Raw genomic sequence first — 14,554 nt, 5'->3', positions numbered from 1 at the left:
CGTATTAAGAATACGACAGAGATTCGGTGTGTACATTATGCGCCTGGTGGATCGCCACCTACCCATTCGTCTCCAGTTGCACACTTGAACAACCGTTTAAATAGGTCATGTTCCTCAAGAATTACTGGACCAAATTGATGAATATTTGCAAAGGCAGCAATAAAACCGCTGGCGGCGTGCCCAACTGCTGACAACAGGTCAACCATTTGCTCCTCTGTTGCTAACTGAAACGCTTCGTGAGTCAGCTCCTGACCTCTGTGTGCGCTCATGAAGTAACTCATACCGTAGACAGAACCATGTATGATTTCTGAGGACACTGAGTAGATTCCTGCATACGCCCCCAAAAAGGCGCCTCCAGACGCACGCACAACTTTGCCAATACAGTTGATTTTGGATGGTGTGTTGAGAGAGCACCACGAGTCTTGCCCTGAGCCGGTGAACTCGGGGAATAGCCTAGCTGCTATCGGTTTAGGCGAAGGGCCATCACCAAGAGTCATCATGAACGCCCCGGTGCCTATTACGCGATTTTTATGCTTCCAAGCAGCGTATTGTACGTGTTTGAAAGCACGTTGAGAGACTTCAACAGGCTGCGTCGTAAAAAAAGCAGCATTGATGAACCCCTCAACCACAGATCGTGCAATCGGATAGAGATCACGGACCGCAAGACCGCGCTCAGTTGAATTCCTGAGGATGGTGTTGAGGGATTGTCCAGCTCCCATGGCAACCGCACCAGTAGCGCGCCCTTGATCAGGCTCCAAGCAGCAGGCCAACCATTGTCCATCGCGGAGTACCGGTCCCTCAGATATGACATAGAGCGCCAGGTCAACAAGTATCAATTGCTCCTGAATAACTGCGCGTAATTCTTTAAGGGTTTCGCCTCTTTCTCTCATAAAGTTACCTTTGTAGACACTTTAGCTCGACGACGCAAGAGTAAAGACGCACAGCTAGAGATCAGCCATTATCATCGACAGACGTTGAGGGTGATAATAAAACCTCAACGTAATGAATAGGGTTGCTTGGCCTAAACTCCGCTTCCAATTGCACTAGCCGTTGATGTCCAGGATGACTTTCGACTGCGAGTGCAATCATCTTCCTACACTTTTTCATGTCACCCTTTAGACGGTAGCGCTCAGCCAAGTCGAGTGAGATAGCAGCCTCAAACAACCGAGGAAAACGCACCCCACCTGGCTTCCCACGCCGCTTGAAATAGCTCTCCAGTTCCTGAAGGTGAGTCTCCAGAGGCCAATTAATCATCTTGCCTAAGAGGACGTGTACGACAAGCGCCTCCGTCGAAGGTTGTGAGAGTTCTTGTTTAATGAACCTATTAATCGATTCAGATATAGGTGCCCGTTGTTCTTCTGGAACAATCCTATTAAAAAGGACATATAAAGCCAGGTATGGCAAACGAGCAGCTTTTTTGGCATCCGGCAGAAGCTCTGCTACAGAGCTTAGAACCGGCCGCAGGTCAGTTAGGATTGCCCCATCTTCTTTCAATAAGCAGGGAGCATACTGCTCTAGACACCCCTCAAGCTTGCGTCGACCAGCGGCAATCACATTTCCTTCAGTATTTCCGACCCAGTACTGGGGCGCCATCTGCAATTGAATCACCCCGCTACGCTCCAGGACGTAGTTGTGTTCCTCGTGTTTTAACGAAGGTTGCCCCTTCACGAATTCAATGATCACACTGCGCATCAATCGAGATAACCCGTTAAGAGTCAAAAAGGCCACTCGTTCATGCAACGCGGTTTCCCCATATCCATTACCAAGCACTACTACATCTGGGAGCCGCTTGAGCTGATGTATGTACTTGGATCGCGCCTGATAGGCCGCTGCCAAGACCTCCGTGAGGTCTGATCGTGAAAGAGACTGATTCATGACTAACGAAGTTTCGCGAAAATAGCTGGGCGGCGTATGGGAGATAGCGAACTCACGAAACCGACGCGCCAAAGCCGTATGCTCCACCCTTAAGAGTGCCTCTCTGACCCGCTGCGCAAGCTCATCCTCTGCACCAGATAATGCTTCATCAACTGCAAGCCGCTTACGTTCATCATAGGACTCCCAGTCACTTTCATGCCCATCAAAGTCTTGGGCTAGCGACTCAACGGAAGCTACTAGCAGTGTGTACGCCAGCTCTAAATCATCGGCAATACGATGCATGCCGTTTATATAAGTCCGGATCGCTCGCATCACGCCTAGAAACGTGTTGCGTGGCAAACCGATCAGTTGAGTGGTGAACTCCTGCAGGAATGTGACCTCCTCGGGCTTGCACCAAAGGTCAGCATCGAAGAAACGACGAACGAATTCATGCGGAGCCGCAGGTGTGGCCAAGCCCTTTTTGCCACTCGTCAAACGTCGTGCCAAATCAATGTCCGGCGTACATACACAATTCAAAGCAAATGAAACCACTACGGCAAAATCATTTAGATACGGCTCAACGCATGAGGAAAGGAGAACACCGGGACCACTTTCCTCGGCCTCCATTCTCTCAAGCACCTCATAGACGAGAACTCGCGGATAAATCGAGTAGCTAGTAGAAGGCAACAATCTTCCTGCTGCCGTATCTATCACGTCTTCGCTCCCAAAAGTGGCGTTGGTATAGAGAATTCCGCGCAGTAGGTTCTCCCAACCTACGGGGCGCCCGAAGAGCTTTCCGGTGGCGATCTGCAGCATACGATCTCCTTTCTGACGCTGGCGGCTGGATTACGCGAGCACCAATCATGCATTCATTCCGTACATTGCCGCAAACGGTACTCTCCACGAAACGACACCGTCGCGTGAATTTTGAAAAGCAGGCTACCTACGGTCATTGACGGACTACTATGGTCTAAGCGATCGTCTACTAACGCCAGCTTACGGCCAGAAGAAAATATTCTGCCGCGCAAGGATTATTGGGAGCGACTCAATGGACAACCATGTTACTAATGCCTAACGCACAGAATCGATACATTACTTACTTCTTGATGCTCAGCCTATCCGAGCAGCGCCTGTAGTAAAACCGGCACATTAGTTTACTGTGTGATAGAAGAGCAGATGAACCTGAGAAACATTCGAACTAGTTTTTTTTCTTAACACCCCAAAACAAAGCTGCAATATTTAATTCAAGTCAGGAATAGGAATACAGACGAAACGATGCGAATAAATAATGTTTGTAAAGCATGGCTAGAACAATTTCGTTCCGCCAAAAATCAAAGCCTTGCAAAAAAGCTGCTTAGAAAACTCCGAGTCGTGACCGATAAAGAACTTACGAGCTGGCTTAAGCACTCTTTGGATATTAGCAATTTTAAAAACCCAACAGCTATTTATATTGAACGAGAGCTACAGAAAACAAAATCAAAACTACCACCCCCAATGTATAAACAATCCTCGCGCCGACCGCGTCGCATAGAGGGCTCTGCAGCACAAGCAGTTCAATCTCTAAAGTACTCCACACAAACCATCGGAAGCGAAGGAAAAATTGCCACAAAGTTAGATCAAATTTGTAGCCGCAATAGAAAACGACTATTCCTACAGCCCTCAGCCACTAAGCTAAGAGATGAGAAGGTACGAAACTTTGTCATCGTGACAGACTTAGTTGGAAGCGGAGATAGAATTTGTAAACTGTTAGATTCACTCTGGCGCCCACAGACTATTAAAAGCTGGAACTCTTACGGACTGATTAAGTTTTACGTCCTATGCTATGCGATAACTGAGGGTGCAGAAGCCATAATATCCAAGCACTCAACCAATCCGATTGTCATCAAGAAAATCATCTGCCCAACAATAAAAAACTCATTCATTGGTAATGACCTAGTCGAAATTGAAAAGCTTTGCAAAGAGCACGGCGCATTTTCAAAAAACCCGTTAGGTTATAAAAATTCGGGAACACTGATAGCGTTTGACGACAAAGCCCCTAACAACATGCCTGCAATATTTATTGAGCGTCGTAAAAGTATAAAGCAGCCATGGATGCCTCTCTTCCCAGAGCGTCTCACCTCCGACGCAATTACCGTGAACACCTCGCAAGATATTACTGAAGCAGAAATATTTAAGCTTTTAGGATGCGATGAAATACTTTCATCGACGGACTACCAGCGCATGGACAACAACTCTAGGCTAGCGATAGTTTTAGCAGTTGCTGCCGGCTTTGGATATACCCAAATTAGTGACTTGGCCAGCCTAACAGACCTATCTTTGGAACAAATTGTCGGAGCCAGTCGGCAAGCTCAAGAACTTGGCCTTCTTTCACCGCGAAAAAAAGTGACTAACGCTGGGAAGCGAAAATTGAGAAAACTTATGGATGATGGATCGGCAGCAGTAGGCAAGTCTGATCAGGACATGTATTATCCGAGGCAGCTGCGGGCTCCAGTTTAAAGGAATCTAGCAATCTCCCCCTGCTGGGAGCTATTAGGGCACATGTTTTGTGTACCGAAGGACGATCCAACGCTTACAGGAGGATCCACGACTCTTCACTTGGCGCTACGGAGCCTTGCTGCTTGAGTCGCGCTTCCGCCTGAGAGGAATCAAAGGTAGATGACCAACTGGAGCCCGCAGCACTATGTCGAAACAGGCGAGCAGCACCACGTATCAGCAGCGGTTCTGAACGCGGCGCTCAAAACCGCCAGCGTCATCAGATCTCGCAATAAAGATGTACCTATCATTTTCACTCTAGGACATTTGGCGGCGCTTACAGGAGTGCCCCACAGTTTCCTGCGCGCAGTAATTACCCGTGACGACTTTGCCCCATATAAAGTTTTTAAACTTCGTAAACGTAGCGCAGGATTCGCTAAGGATCGATTCCGTTTTATATGCGCCCCACATCCTAAATTGCTCCGTGTTCAGCGTTGGATCAACGAGAGAATCCTTAAGCACATACCGATAGACATTGCGTCTTATGCATACCGCGAGAACACCTCAATTCAGGATGCAGCTATTCAGCACTGCGAATGTAACTGGCTAATAAAACTAGACATGTCTAATTTTTTTGAGTCAATTCTTGAACCAAAAATTTATCGAGTATTTCGTGAACTTGGTTACAATCGCTTATTATCACTTGAGCTCGCACGTCTTTGCACGAGGATCAGGCATTTTGGCAATCCCAGCATGCCAAAGGAAAAGAAGCTTCTTAAAAAGTTTCCCTATAGAAAAAGTAGATTTATAGGGCACGTCCCACAAGGAGCCGCAACCAGTCCACTACTAGCAAATATCGTATCGCGCGGACTTGATGCCAGTATTAGGGAATTTTCAAGGACAATGAACATTACCTATACGCGTTATGCGGACGACCTGATTTTTTCCAGCAAATCAAAGTTTGACAGGCAAGGAGCGCATAGTCTCGTTAAAGACTTATATGAGTTGATCAAAGCTCATGGATATTGGCCAAACCTCACCAAAACAAAAGTCTCCCCTCCCGGCGCAAGAAAAATTGTGCTCGGCCTTCTAGTTGACGGCCGCACCCCCAGACTCACTAAAGAATTTAAGTCAGAGATCAAAACCCACATTCACTTTATTACTCGCCCCGATGTGGGTATTGCCAAACATATGCTTAACAGAGGCTTTGACTCTACAGCAGGACTGAGAAACTTCCTTTACGGAAAATTATCTTTCGCTGCACATGTCGAGCCGCTATGGGCGGCAAAAATGAGATCAAAACTTGATCAGGTTAATTGGCCTAAGCGCTAGCATTTCTTCAGAATATTCAATTCTAAAATGAGCGACACTAGACTACATATTTAATTAACTCCGGCCTTATACCAATCACTCCGTACCCATGCTCGCGAATGCTATGGTCAGCAGCTTGACCTACTTATGCCCACCTATACGAACCATCTGACAATGTCCGCTCCCAGATTATTGTCGCATTAAACACTAACTTGTGTTGTTTGCGATCACCTACTGCTGTCCAGGATCGGGGATGATTCGATAGCAAAAAAGCTAGCGACGCACGAAAAAGGGTCCTCATCCAATCCAGTTTTCTTACTGGCAAGGGAATCTCCATGCGAGACACTCAGAAAACTCTTCTGCGCATGGATGCCGCCAATGCTCCTCCCCTCCTATCTCAGACTTTCAGCTCTCATGACGTGCTGCATCGCGTCATCTGCCGGTGCTTATGCGGCCAGCGACGAGCATCAACAGCTCTCCCTGATCCTTCGTCAGCTTGATTCACTGAGCCGCCTGGCAGCATCGCGTGACGCGTCTGTGATCGATCCAAGTGCCCGCTATAGCTTCGACTACCCTCGCCTGTCGGCTGACATCGATCTGATGCGTCAAGGCATCAAAGGGTACCTCACGCCCTCTCGCGCTCAACCTCGTAACCCACCTGAGTTGACCGGTCACTACACCCGGTCGAGCGCTTCACAACCATGAGCATGAGCCAACAACAGCTCGCCGCGTTCCGGGCTTTGGGCGGGTTTACACCACAACAAAGCACCACCCTTTTCATCGGTTTGGTCTTGGCCAGTGCTTTGGTCTTCGCTGCCTGGGCGCTCGGTAGCGGCTATCGCGGCTGGGCCACCGGCCAGATTTCGCAGGCGAAGTTCGTGGGCCTGACCCTGAAGGTAACTCTCATCTACATCCTGCTCACATTCCTGTTGCTGCACTGATGCCGCACCAACGTTCATACATCGCCATTGGAGGCACACCATGCATATTCGTCCGCTCTTCAAGAACCTCGCCCGCCGCTTTTCGCCCTACCTCATGATCTGCTCCGCCGTTCTGTCTGCCGGCACTCATGCAGCCCTGCCTCAAATGGAGGCGCCCAGTCGAGGTGAAGGTAACGGCATCATCCAAACGCTGCAGAACCATGGTTTCGACATCGTAGGGCTTATCGCCCTCGCCATTGCCGCCGCAGCCTTCTGCGGTGTGGCGTACCACGCCTATGGTTCCTACTCCGAAGTGCAAAGCGGCAAGAAAACCTGGGGTCAATTCGGACTTACATGCGGCGTAGGTGCCCTGCTCCTGGTAATCATCATCTGGCTGCTGACCAAAGGCACAGGCGTGCTGTGAGGTGGGCGCTAAATGAAAAGAGATTCAGATCAGCAACTGCCTGACGGCACCTTGCGCTTCCTACCCACGCGGCTCAACCGCCAGCCCGTTATCGTCCTGGGACTTACCGCCGATGAAATGTGGATCACTGTCGCCGCTTCCGCAGTGCTGGGCATTGCGATCGGCATTGCAGCGGCGGTGCTCTTCGAGAGCATCGCCTTGGGTCCCACGATGATGATGCTATGCATCGCCCTGGGTCTGTTTATCGGTGGAAAACTGCTGCGCCGTCACAAGCGCGGCAAACCCGAGACGTGGCTGTATAGGCACCTACAGTGGTCCATTGCCAAGCGTTTCCAGTTACTCACTGCTTGGACAGGGGGTGCGGATATCGTGGTGCGCTCAGGCCTTTGGAGCACGCGCCGGAGCCGTCATTCATGAGCCGCTTCAAGAACGAGGTGGCTCGACTTGAAGCTCACGTGAAAACGCTGCGCGTTGGCTGCGGGATGCTTCTCGGGGTAGTCCTGTTGATGGGCTTTGGATGGTGGGACTCTCCGAAGGACCTGACTATTCACAATCCGCCAGACCTACGCTCAGGCAGCACGCGTAAGTGGTGGGAGGTGCCGCCCGAGTCGGTCTACACCTTCGGCTTTTACATCTTCCAGCAGCTCAACCGCTGGCCCATTGACGGGGAAAAAGACTACCCACGCGCCATCCATAAGCTCAGCGCCTACCTGACACCGAACTGCCAGGCCGAACTTGAAAGCGACTTTCAGAAGCGTCAAACGGCGAGCGAACTGCGCAACCGTACTCGCAGCGTTTTCGAGCTCCCGGAACGGGGCTACGGAGACGACCCAGAGCTTCGCGTCAGGGTACAAAGCCGAGACCGATGGCTGGTTCAGTTGGACCTGGCCACAGAAGAGTTCTACGGCTCGGAGCGCGTCAAGCAAGCCTTTGTCCGCTACCCCTTGAAGGTGGTGCGTCTGGACGTCGACCCAGAGAACAACCCTTTTGGCCTGGCCCTGGACTGTTACGACTCGTCCCCGCAGCGCATCGTACCTCCCGTCCCGCCCGCCAGCCGCTCCCCACACAAGCAAGGAGGCCAGTAATGCGCCGATTGCGTTATGCCCTGCCACTCGGATTGGTATTCACAACCGCACAGGCTGTCGAGATCATGACCTGGGAACGACTGCCCTTGCCTGTGCCTCTGCATGTTGGCCAAGAGCGCGTCATCTTCATCGATCAGAACGTCAGAGTCGGCGTACCCCGAACACTTACTGACACCCTGCGGATTCAAAGCACTGGCGGCGCGTTGTACCTGAGGGCCAGCGCGCCCATCGCCCCCACGCGACTACAGCTGCAGGATGTGCGCACAGGCGAAATCATCCTGGTGGATGTCGCTGCTACAGAGGGTATTGATCAGCGGTTACTTGAGCCCGTAAAAATCGTCAAAGGTACCCGATCCCCGAAAAGCTACGGATCTGTTCACGAGCAGTCGAAAATCGGCGCCGAATCGTCCTCCTCCGGTACTGCACAGGCGAAGCCAGAGCGCCATGAAACGCCGCTGCCGGTTGTGCTCACCCGCTACGCCGCACAGAGCCTTTACGCCCCCTTACGCACTGTAGAGCCGCTCCAGGGTGTCATTCAGGTCAAGCAACGCCGCGGCCTGGATCTGATCAACCTGATGCCGACTCAGCCGGTGAACGCCTCTCTCCTTGGCGCCTGGCAACTGGAGAACTACTTCGTCAGCGCCATTCAGCTGAGCAACACCTCAACTCACCCCTTAAATCTGGATCCTCGCGAGTTACAGGGCGATTTCATCAGCGCGGCGTTTCAGCACCAAACCCTCGGGGCTGCCGGCCTTCCCACCGATACCACCGTGGCGTACTTGGTCACCCGGGGTAAAGGCTTAGCTGAAGCATTGCCACCAAGGGTTAGCCAGGTCGACGCCAGTATCAACATCAAGCCATCTCAGGGAGGTGCTCATGCACAGTAATGGCTTGCTCAAGTGGTTAATCCTGCCTTTGATACTGCTGGTCGTATTTGGGGCTTTCAAAGCCTGCTCCAACAAGCCGCCGCCAGCATCGTCCTCTAAGGCAAACGAACCAAGGCTGACCGAGGAGGAAATGAAGCAGCTCGGCATTGAAGGCGATACACCAAACGACACGGTGGCCACCTTGGTAGCCCAGACCAAGGCGATGCGCAGCGAACTAAAAGCCTTGCTCTCCGACAACAAAGGACAACAAGAAGAAAACACACGCTTACGCCAAAGGGACAGTGAGATTGATCAGCGTATACAGCAAGCCTTGAGCACTGAGTTGCAGAAGGCGCCGTCCAAGGATCAGCGCCGGCTAAACGAACAGGAAACACAGAACCTACTGGAGGAACTCAAGCAACGCCTTTCCACTGAGTTTTTGATTAACCGAAGCGCAGACCTTCCCATAGGTCTGGGATTGCAGCCTGGGGATGGCGACCAGTTCTCCAAAGGTGAGGATGATCTGATCTGGATCGCCCCTCAGGACGCCACGACAGTGGATTCACAGGGCAAACCGATACCCAGCGGATCCAACAAACCGTCTACCGGCTTCAGCTTTCCTGATGCCTTCAGCAATGAAATCAATCGTGGTCAGCGAGAATTGAAAGCCGCCACCGGGGCTGTAGGACGCAATATCAAAACCTCCGAGGAGAAAGATTCGGCCAAGCCCTTCTACACCTTGCCGGAGAACAGCACGCTCTCAGGCTCCATTGCCATGACAGCACTGATAGGACGGGTACCGGTTGATGGCGTTGTTAACGACCCCTACCCCTTCAAAGTACTCATTGGCCCGGACAACCTAACCGCCAATGGCATTGATCTACCGGACGTTGCAGGTGCGGTCATTAGCGGCACTGCTGCAGGTGACTGGACGCTTTCCTGCGTGCGGGGGCAAATCATCAGCATGACCTTCGTGTTCAATGATGGTCGTATCCGCACGGTACCCACCCCACAGAAGCTCACCCACCGTCAAAGCACAGGCCAAGCCAGTGGATCGAGCACGGACAAGATCCAGGGCGGAATTGGTTGGCTCAGCGACCCTTATGGCATCCCCTGTATTTCGGGTGAGCGGCGCTCCAACGCTGAACAGTACCTGGGCACCAAGAGCTTGATCACCGCAGCCGGCGCCGGCGTAGCCAAACTGCTGGAATCAGATCAACAAAGTTCAAACACGCTATTCAGTGCCTCCGGCACGCCTGTAGGGAATGGAGCAACCGGCACCGACGCGATGAATACCATCCTCTCAGGCGGCGTGAAAGACATCGGCGACTGGGTTAACAAACTCTATGGCCAAGCCTTCGCTGCGATCTATGTGCAGCCTGGTGCCCAAGTGTCCGTGCATTTGGACCGACAGCTGGAGATCGACTACGAAACGTTGGGCCGTAAGGTGCGGCATGCTTCTGGAGGTATCTATGTATCCGAGCTCGATTAACCCCTGGCCGCTGTTTCTACTCGGTGTGATGCTCACCAGCGGATGCAGTACCAACAAGGATCAGCTGCTTCCCCATGGTCCGCAGAACATGATGGACATCTGGGATGCGAACACCAGGTCGGTGTCACACGGCTCTGCCGATCGGCAACTGCATGACGCTCGCGTGTCCTTGCAAAGACCAATTGATGAATCGATCACGGATACCGCTAGCTACACCCGAACCGCTCAAACCGAGATATACAGCCAGTTCAAGCGCCTCCCTAACCCGGACCTGGTGATGTACGTTTTCCCTCACCTAGCTGGCACCGATCCCGTTCCGGTACCCGGCTACAGCACCGTCTTCCCCCTCTACCAGCGCGTTCAATACGCCATGCCCGGTGAACGGACGGAGGACTATTGATGGAACAGAAAAGCTCGGATGCAGGGAAGGATCACATCGAGAAGCTCGCGACCCATGGATTACCAGAACCTGGTGCATGGAGGACCTCTCGGACGCGTCCATGCACAGTCGCTGATGAGCGAGCCCTCTACGCAAACGCCCCCAGCTTTGTCGACATGCTGCCTTGGGTTGAATTTCTTCCCGAATCCCAATGCATGCTGCTTGAGGATGGAGAGTCAGTGGCTGCGTTTTACGAACTGACGCCGGTTGGTACAGAAGGACGGGAGGCTAGCTGGCTGCGTACGGTGCGAGACGCCCTGGAGAATGCCCTGCAGGACAGCTTCGACGAATTGGAAGATCAACCCTGGGTCGTTCAGCTCTATGCGCAGGATGAAACAGATTGGGATAGCTACATGAGAAACCTCAGGGCGTATATCCAACCCCGGGCTCAAGGAACGGCTTTTACCGAGTACTACCTCAAGATGTTCGAGCAGCACCTACAGGCTATTTCCAAGCCGGGCGGTTTATTCGAAGACACCGCAGTGACCAAACTTCCTTGGCGTGGGCAAACCCGTAAAGTGCGGATGGCCATTTATCGTCGCAGTAAAGGCTCGGCTTCTCGCCGCGGGCAATCCAGCGAGCAGGCACTCAACAGTATTTGTGATCGCCTGGTTGCCGGAATGGGAAATGCTGGCGTGAAATCTCGCCGAATGAATGCCTCGTACATTCACAACTGGCTATTGCGATGGTTCAACCCAAACCCGCGATTACTGGGCGATTCCGCTGAAGCACGAAAAACCTTTTATCAATTGGCGTCACTACCAGAAGACAATCCAGATGATGAACTGGAGCTCGCCAGCGGTACGGACTTTGCTCAACGACTGTTCTTCGAGCAACCCCGTTCAGATGCAGATCAAGGCCTTTGGTATCTGGATGACATGCCGCACCGTGTGGTGGTGCTTGATCGTCTCCGGTCCCCTCCTCCCACAGGTCATCTGACAGGTGAAACGTCTAAAGGTGGCGATGCCACGAACGCCCTGTTCGACCAGATGCCTGAAGAGACCACTCTGTGCATCACGATAGTGATCACTCCTCAGGACATGCTGGAAGCACACCTAAATCACCTGGCAAGTAAGTCAGTCGGCGATACGCTGGCGTCAGAGCAAACCCGGGAAGACGTCCAACAGGCGAGATCTCACATCGGCAGCGCTCACAAGTTGTACCGAGGAGCCGTCGCTTTCTATCTGCGAGGCGAAGATGTTCGGCAGCTAGACGAGCGCACGTTGCAGCTTCACAACGTCATGCTCAACGCCGGACTACAGCCAGTGCGGGATGAACATGAGGTCGCGCCGCTCAACAGCTATCTACGCTGGCTGCCTTGTGTGTTCAATCCAAGTGTTCGTAATAGCGAGTGGTACACGCAACTGATGTTTGTACAACATATTGCCAACCTGGCGCCGGTATGGGGGCGCAGCGAAGGTACCGGCCATCCGGGGATAACCTTCTTCAATCGTGGCGGAGGCACGGTCACCTTTGATCCGCTCAACCGTCTCGACAGGCAGATGAATGCCCACCTCTTTCTGTTTGGCCCGACCGGAGCCGGCAAGTCGGCAACCTTGAACAACATCTTGAACCAGGTCACTGCGGTGTACCGACCACGCATTTTCATTGCGGAGGCCGGCAATAGCTTTGGCCTGTTCGCAGACTTCGCCAAGCGCCTGGGCTTGACGGTCAACCGGGTTAAATTGGCGCCAAGTTCGGGAGTCAGCCTTGCGCCCTTTGCTGATGCATACCGATTGATTAGTTCGCCTGGCAACGTCAAGACGCTGGATGCCGACGCGATAGATGACTCAGAGCCCACGGAGGATGACGAGCGAGACGTGCTGGGCGAACTCGAAATCACCGCTCGCCTGATGATTACCGGCGGCGAAGAGAAAGAAGAACAGCGCCTGACTCGCGCTGATCGGAGCATGATTCGCCAGTGCATCATCAATGCTGCAACAGCCTGTTCAGATCAGCATCGAACGGTCCTGACCCAAGACGTACGAGACGCACTTAGAGCATCCGGTAATGACGCAAGTCTGCCAGAACAAAGGCGCATCAGAATGCTGGAAATGGCCGATGCAATGGACATGTTCTGTCAGGGTTCTGATGGCGATCTATTCAACCGTGATGGGACGCCATGGCCGGAAGCTGACATCACAATCGTCGACCTCGCCACCTACGCCAGAGAGGGCTACAACGCTCAACTCTCCATTGCTTACATCTCGTTGATCAACACGGTGAACAACATCGCTGAACGCGATCAGATGCTCGGCCGGCCGATCATCAATGTCACAGACGAAGGACACATCATCACCAAGAACCCGCTGCTCTCCCCGTACGTCCTCAAGATCACCAAGATGTGGCGCAAACTCGGAGCGTGGTACTGGTTGGCCACTCAGAATATCGATGACCTACCCAAAGCGGCAGAGCCGATGTTGAATATGATTGAGTGGTGGATCTGCTTAAATATGCCGCCTGACGAGGTCAACAAAATCGCGCGGTTCCGCGAACTCAATGATGCTCAAAAAGCGCTGATGCTCTCTGCTCGTAAGGAGACGGGGAAATTCACCGAGGGCGTGATTCTGTCCAAATCGACAGAAGTGCTATTTCGAGCGGTACCCCCAAGTCTATATCTCGCGATGGCCATGACTGAACCAGAAGAGAAAGCCGAGCGATTCAGATTAATGAATGAGCAAGGAATCTGCGAGATCGAAGCCGCATTGGCGGTTGCAAGGGAAATTAACCGTAAGCGTGGTATCGCCCTTGTGGAAATAAACGACTTTTTCAAATAAAAAACGGTTTTTTAAAAGAGGCGTCATACCCTACTCATGAATAGGACCATCGCCTCATCAAGGCCATGCAGTCTATGGACGATTGTATCTCTGACACTTTCAAGGGCCCAAAAAAATCATCGAGCACAACGCAAATTTCTTCACCAGCCTAGAAGAAGTCAATCAGGTGGTGCTTAGGCCTTTTTATTTAGTAACCGTGGCGCAAGTGCTAAAGCACGGACCTTTGTCTTGGGCGGCTGCCGTCAAACCGGTTGACGATGTTGGAGAAAAGACCGCCCGCCTTAAAGCGGTGGCATCCGCCTCTGAGCAGATCCGGCTACAAACTGTGGGTGAGTTTCTCGCCGCCATGCCTGACGAACGCCAGCAATGCCAATAGCCGCGACCTAGATTTCCACCCCCCAACTCCGAACCTTGTCTCGCAACTGCTTGCGGTGGGCCATATTTTCGTCATGCCCGAGATAATGGGTGCCAACCAGTTGGTTAAATTGAGGCCGAATCCCTGGAGTAATCAACGTCCGACCTTGTTTGAGATCCCAGATGGATCTTGATGTTACGAAACGCTATCTCATCGCTATCGTCCGGGTTGGCGTCCTCTTGGAAAAGGTAAAGGAGATCCCTGATGGGTTCCAAAAGAACGCTCCTCAGCACGGCCATTGTTATGCCCTGGTGCATCTGATCCAAATGCCGATAGAAAAAGGAGGTGACGCCGGCAGGGCAGATATGCACCCGCTCCTTAGGTGTCGGGTATCGGGGTGAGATACCAGCAGGTACAAACACGGTGCAGTACACCCGGCGTAAGGCCCTTTCGTACTCGGGTAGTGACTCCTCCGGACCGACAGCATCAAAAGCAGGCGTACGCAATCGCACAGTGATGACTTCTTCATGGTAGCCGCCGCTACGCAGCAGATCAAAGA

13 protein-coding genes are annotated in these 14,554 nt (G+C 52.4%); 11 read left to right on the top strand and 2 right to left on the bottom strand.

Annotated elements, in window-relative coordinates; translation table 11 throughout:
• Positions 1-35: 35 nt before the first annotated feature.
• Together AU074_RS09665 and AU074_RS09660 are read right to left on the bottom strand one after the other, a co-directional pair.
• Complete coding sequence (locus AU074_RS09665) at positions 36-890, bottom strand: hypothetical protein (protein WP_076014519.1); 855 nt, start codon at positions 888-890, stop codon at positions 36-38.
• Positions 891-951: 61 nt separating this feature from the next.
• The gene (locus AU074_RS09660) at positions 952-2,670 is read right to left on the bottom strand and encodes a hypothetical protein (protein WP_076014518.1); all 1,719 of its coding nucleotides are present in this window, start codon (positions 2,668-2,670) and stop codon (positions 952-954) included.
• Positions 2,671-3,129: 459 nt separating this feature from the next.
• On the opposite strand from AU074_RS09660, the gene AU074_RS33155 reads away from it, so the two are divergent.
• From AU074_RS33155 to AU074_RS09605, 11 genes are all read left to right on the top strand, one after another.
• The gene (locus AU074_RS33155; RefSeq protein WP_159442626.1) at positions 3,130-4,350 is read left to right on the top strand and encodes a hypothetical protein; all 1,221 of its coding nucleotides are present in this window, start codon (positions 3,130-3,132) and stop codon (positions 4,348-4,350) included.
• 159 nt (positions 4,351-4,509) lie between these two features.
• Complete coding sequence (locus AU074_RS09650) at positions 4,510-5,658, top strand: reverse transcriptase domain-containing protein (RefSeq protein WP_083676654.1); 1,149 nt, start codon at positions 4,510-4,512, stop codon at positions 5,656-5,658.
• Positions 5,659-6,015: 357 nt separating this feature from the next.
• Entirely contained in the window at positions 6,016-6,342 is a 327-nt protein-coding gene (locus tag AU074_RS09645; protein WP_143503560.1) for an RAQPRD family integrative conjugative element protein, read from the top strand.
• A gap of 2 nt (positions 6,343-6,344) precedes the next feature.
• Entirely contained in the window at positions 6,345-6,578 is a 234-nt protein-coding gene (locus AU074_RS09640) for a TIGR03758 family integrating conjugative element protein (RefSeq protein WP_043225355.1), read from the top strand.
• Between the two features lie 40 nt (positions 6,579-6,618).
• Complete coding sequence (locus tag AU074_RS09635; protein WP_076014515.1) at positions 6,619-6,981, top strand: TIGR03745 family integrating conjugative element membrane protein; 363 nt, start codon at positions 6,619-6,621, stop codon at positions 6,979-6,981.
• A gap of 12 nt (positions 6,982-6,993) precedes the next feature.
• The gene (locus AU074_RS09630) at positions 6,994-7,398 is read left to right on the top strand and encodes a TIGR03750 family conjugal transfer protein (RefSeq protein WP_076014514.1); all 405 of its coding nucleotides are present in this window, start codon (positions 6,994-6,996) and stop codon (positions 7,396-7,398) included.
• Complete coding sequence (locus AU074_RS09625) at positions 7,395-8,066, top strand: PFL_4703 family integrating conjugative element protein (protein ID WP_076014513.1); 672 nt, start codon at positions 7,395-7,397, stop codon at positions 8,064-8,066. Before AU074_RS09630 ends, AU074_RS09625 begins: the two co-directional genes overlap by 4 nt.
• Complete coding sequence (locus tag AU074_RS09620) at positions 8,066-8,953, top strand: TIGR03749 family integrating conjugative element protein (protein WP_076014512.1); 888 nt, start codon at positions 8,066-8,068, stop codon at positions 8,951-8,953. Before AU074_RS09625 ends, AU074_RS09620 begins: the two co-directional genes overlap by 1 nt.
• Complete coding sequence (locus AU074_RS09615; RefSeq protein WP_076014511.1) at positions 8,943-10,424, top strand: TIGR03752 family integrating conjugative element protein; 1,482 nt, start codon at positions 8,943-8,945, stop codon at positions 10,422-10,424. Before AU074_RS09620 ends, AU074_RS09615 begins: the two co-directional genes overlap by 11 nt.
• Complete coding sequence (locus tag AU074_RS09610) at positions 10,405-10,824, top strand: TIGR03751 family conjugal transfer lipoprotein (RefSeq protein WP_076014510.1); 420 nt, start codon at positions 10,405-10,407, stop codon at positions 10,822-10,824. Before AU074_RS09615 ends, AU074_RS09610 begins: the two co-directional genes overlap by 20 nt.
• Positions 10,824-13,640 carry a conjugative transfer ATPase gene (locus tag AU074_RS09605; protein WP_076014509.1) on the top strand — a complete coding sequence of 939 codons (2,817 nt, stop codon included), beginning with the start codon at positions 10,824-10,826 and terminating at the stop codon, positions 13,638-13,640. Before AU074_RS09610 ends, AU074_RS09605 begins: the two co-directional genes overlap by 1 nt.
• Positions 13,641-14,554 lie beyond the last annotated feature (914 nt).

This window comes from Pseudomonas sp. ATCC PTA-122608 (assembly GCF_001952855.1).
Lineage (GTDB): Bacteria > Pseudomonadota > Gammaproteobacteria > Pseudomonadales > Pseudomonadaceae > Aquipseudomonas.
This window is presented reverse-complemented; position numbering and strand designations above follow the sequence as displayed.

Bases quoted from the DNA above. Each gene is read 5' to 3' on its own strand.
- AU074_RS09665 (WP_076014519.1), bottom strand. From the start codon at position 890: ATGAGAGAAAGAGGCGAAACCCTTAAAGAATTACGCGCAGTTATTCAG.
- AU074_RS09660 (WP_076014518.1), bottom strand. From the start codon at position 2,670: ATGCTGCAGATCGCCACCGGAAAGCTCTTCGGGCGCCCCGTAGGTTGG.
- AU074_RS33155 (WP_159442626.1), top strand. From the start codon at position 3,130: ATGCGAATAAATAATGTTTGTAAAGCATGGCTAGAACAATTTCGTTCC.
- AU074_RS09650 (WP_083676654.1), top strand. From the start codon at position 4,510: ATGACCAACTGGAGCCCGCAGCACTATGTCGAAACAGGCGAGCAGCAC.
- AU074_RS09645 (WP_143503560.1), top strand. From the start codon at position 6,016: ATGCTCCTCCCCTCCTATCTCAGACTTTCAGCTCTCATGACGTGCTGC.
- AU074_RS09640 (WP_043225355.1), top strand. From the start codon at position 6,345: ATGAGCCAACAACAGCTCGCCGCGTTCCGGGCTTTGGGCGGGTTTACA.
- AU074_RS09635 (WP_076014515.1), top strand. From the start codon at position 6,619: ATGCATATTCGTCCGCTCTTCAAGAACCTCGCCCGCCGCTTTTCGCCC.
- AU074_RS09630 (WP_076014514.1), top strand. From the start codon at position 6,994: ATGAAAAGAGATTCAGATCAGCAACTGCCTGACGGCACCTTGCGCTTC.
- AU074_RS09625 (WP_076014513.1), top strand. From the start codon at position 7,395: ATGAGCCGCTTCAAGAACGAGGTGGCTCGACTTGAAGCTCACGTGAAA.
- AU074_RS09620 (WP_076014512.1), top strand. From the start codon at position 8,066: ATGCGCCGATTGCGTTATGCCCTGCCACTCGGATTGGTATTCACAACC.
- AU074_RS09615 (WP_076014511.1), top strand. From the start codon at position 8,943: ATGCACAGTAATGGCTTGCTCAAGTGGTTAATCCTGCCTTTGATACTG.
- AU074_RS09610 (WP_076014510.1), top strand. From the start codon at position 10,405: ATGTATCCGAGCTCGATTAACCCCTGGCCGCTGTTTCTACTCGGTGTG.
- AU074_RS09605 (WP_076014509.1), top strand. From the start codon at position 10,824: ATGGAACAGAAAAGCTCGGATGCAGGGAAGGATCACATCGAGAAGCTC.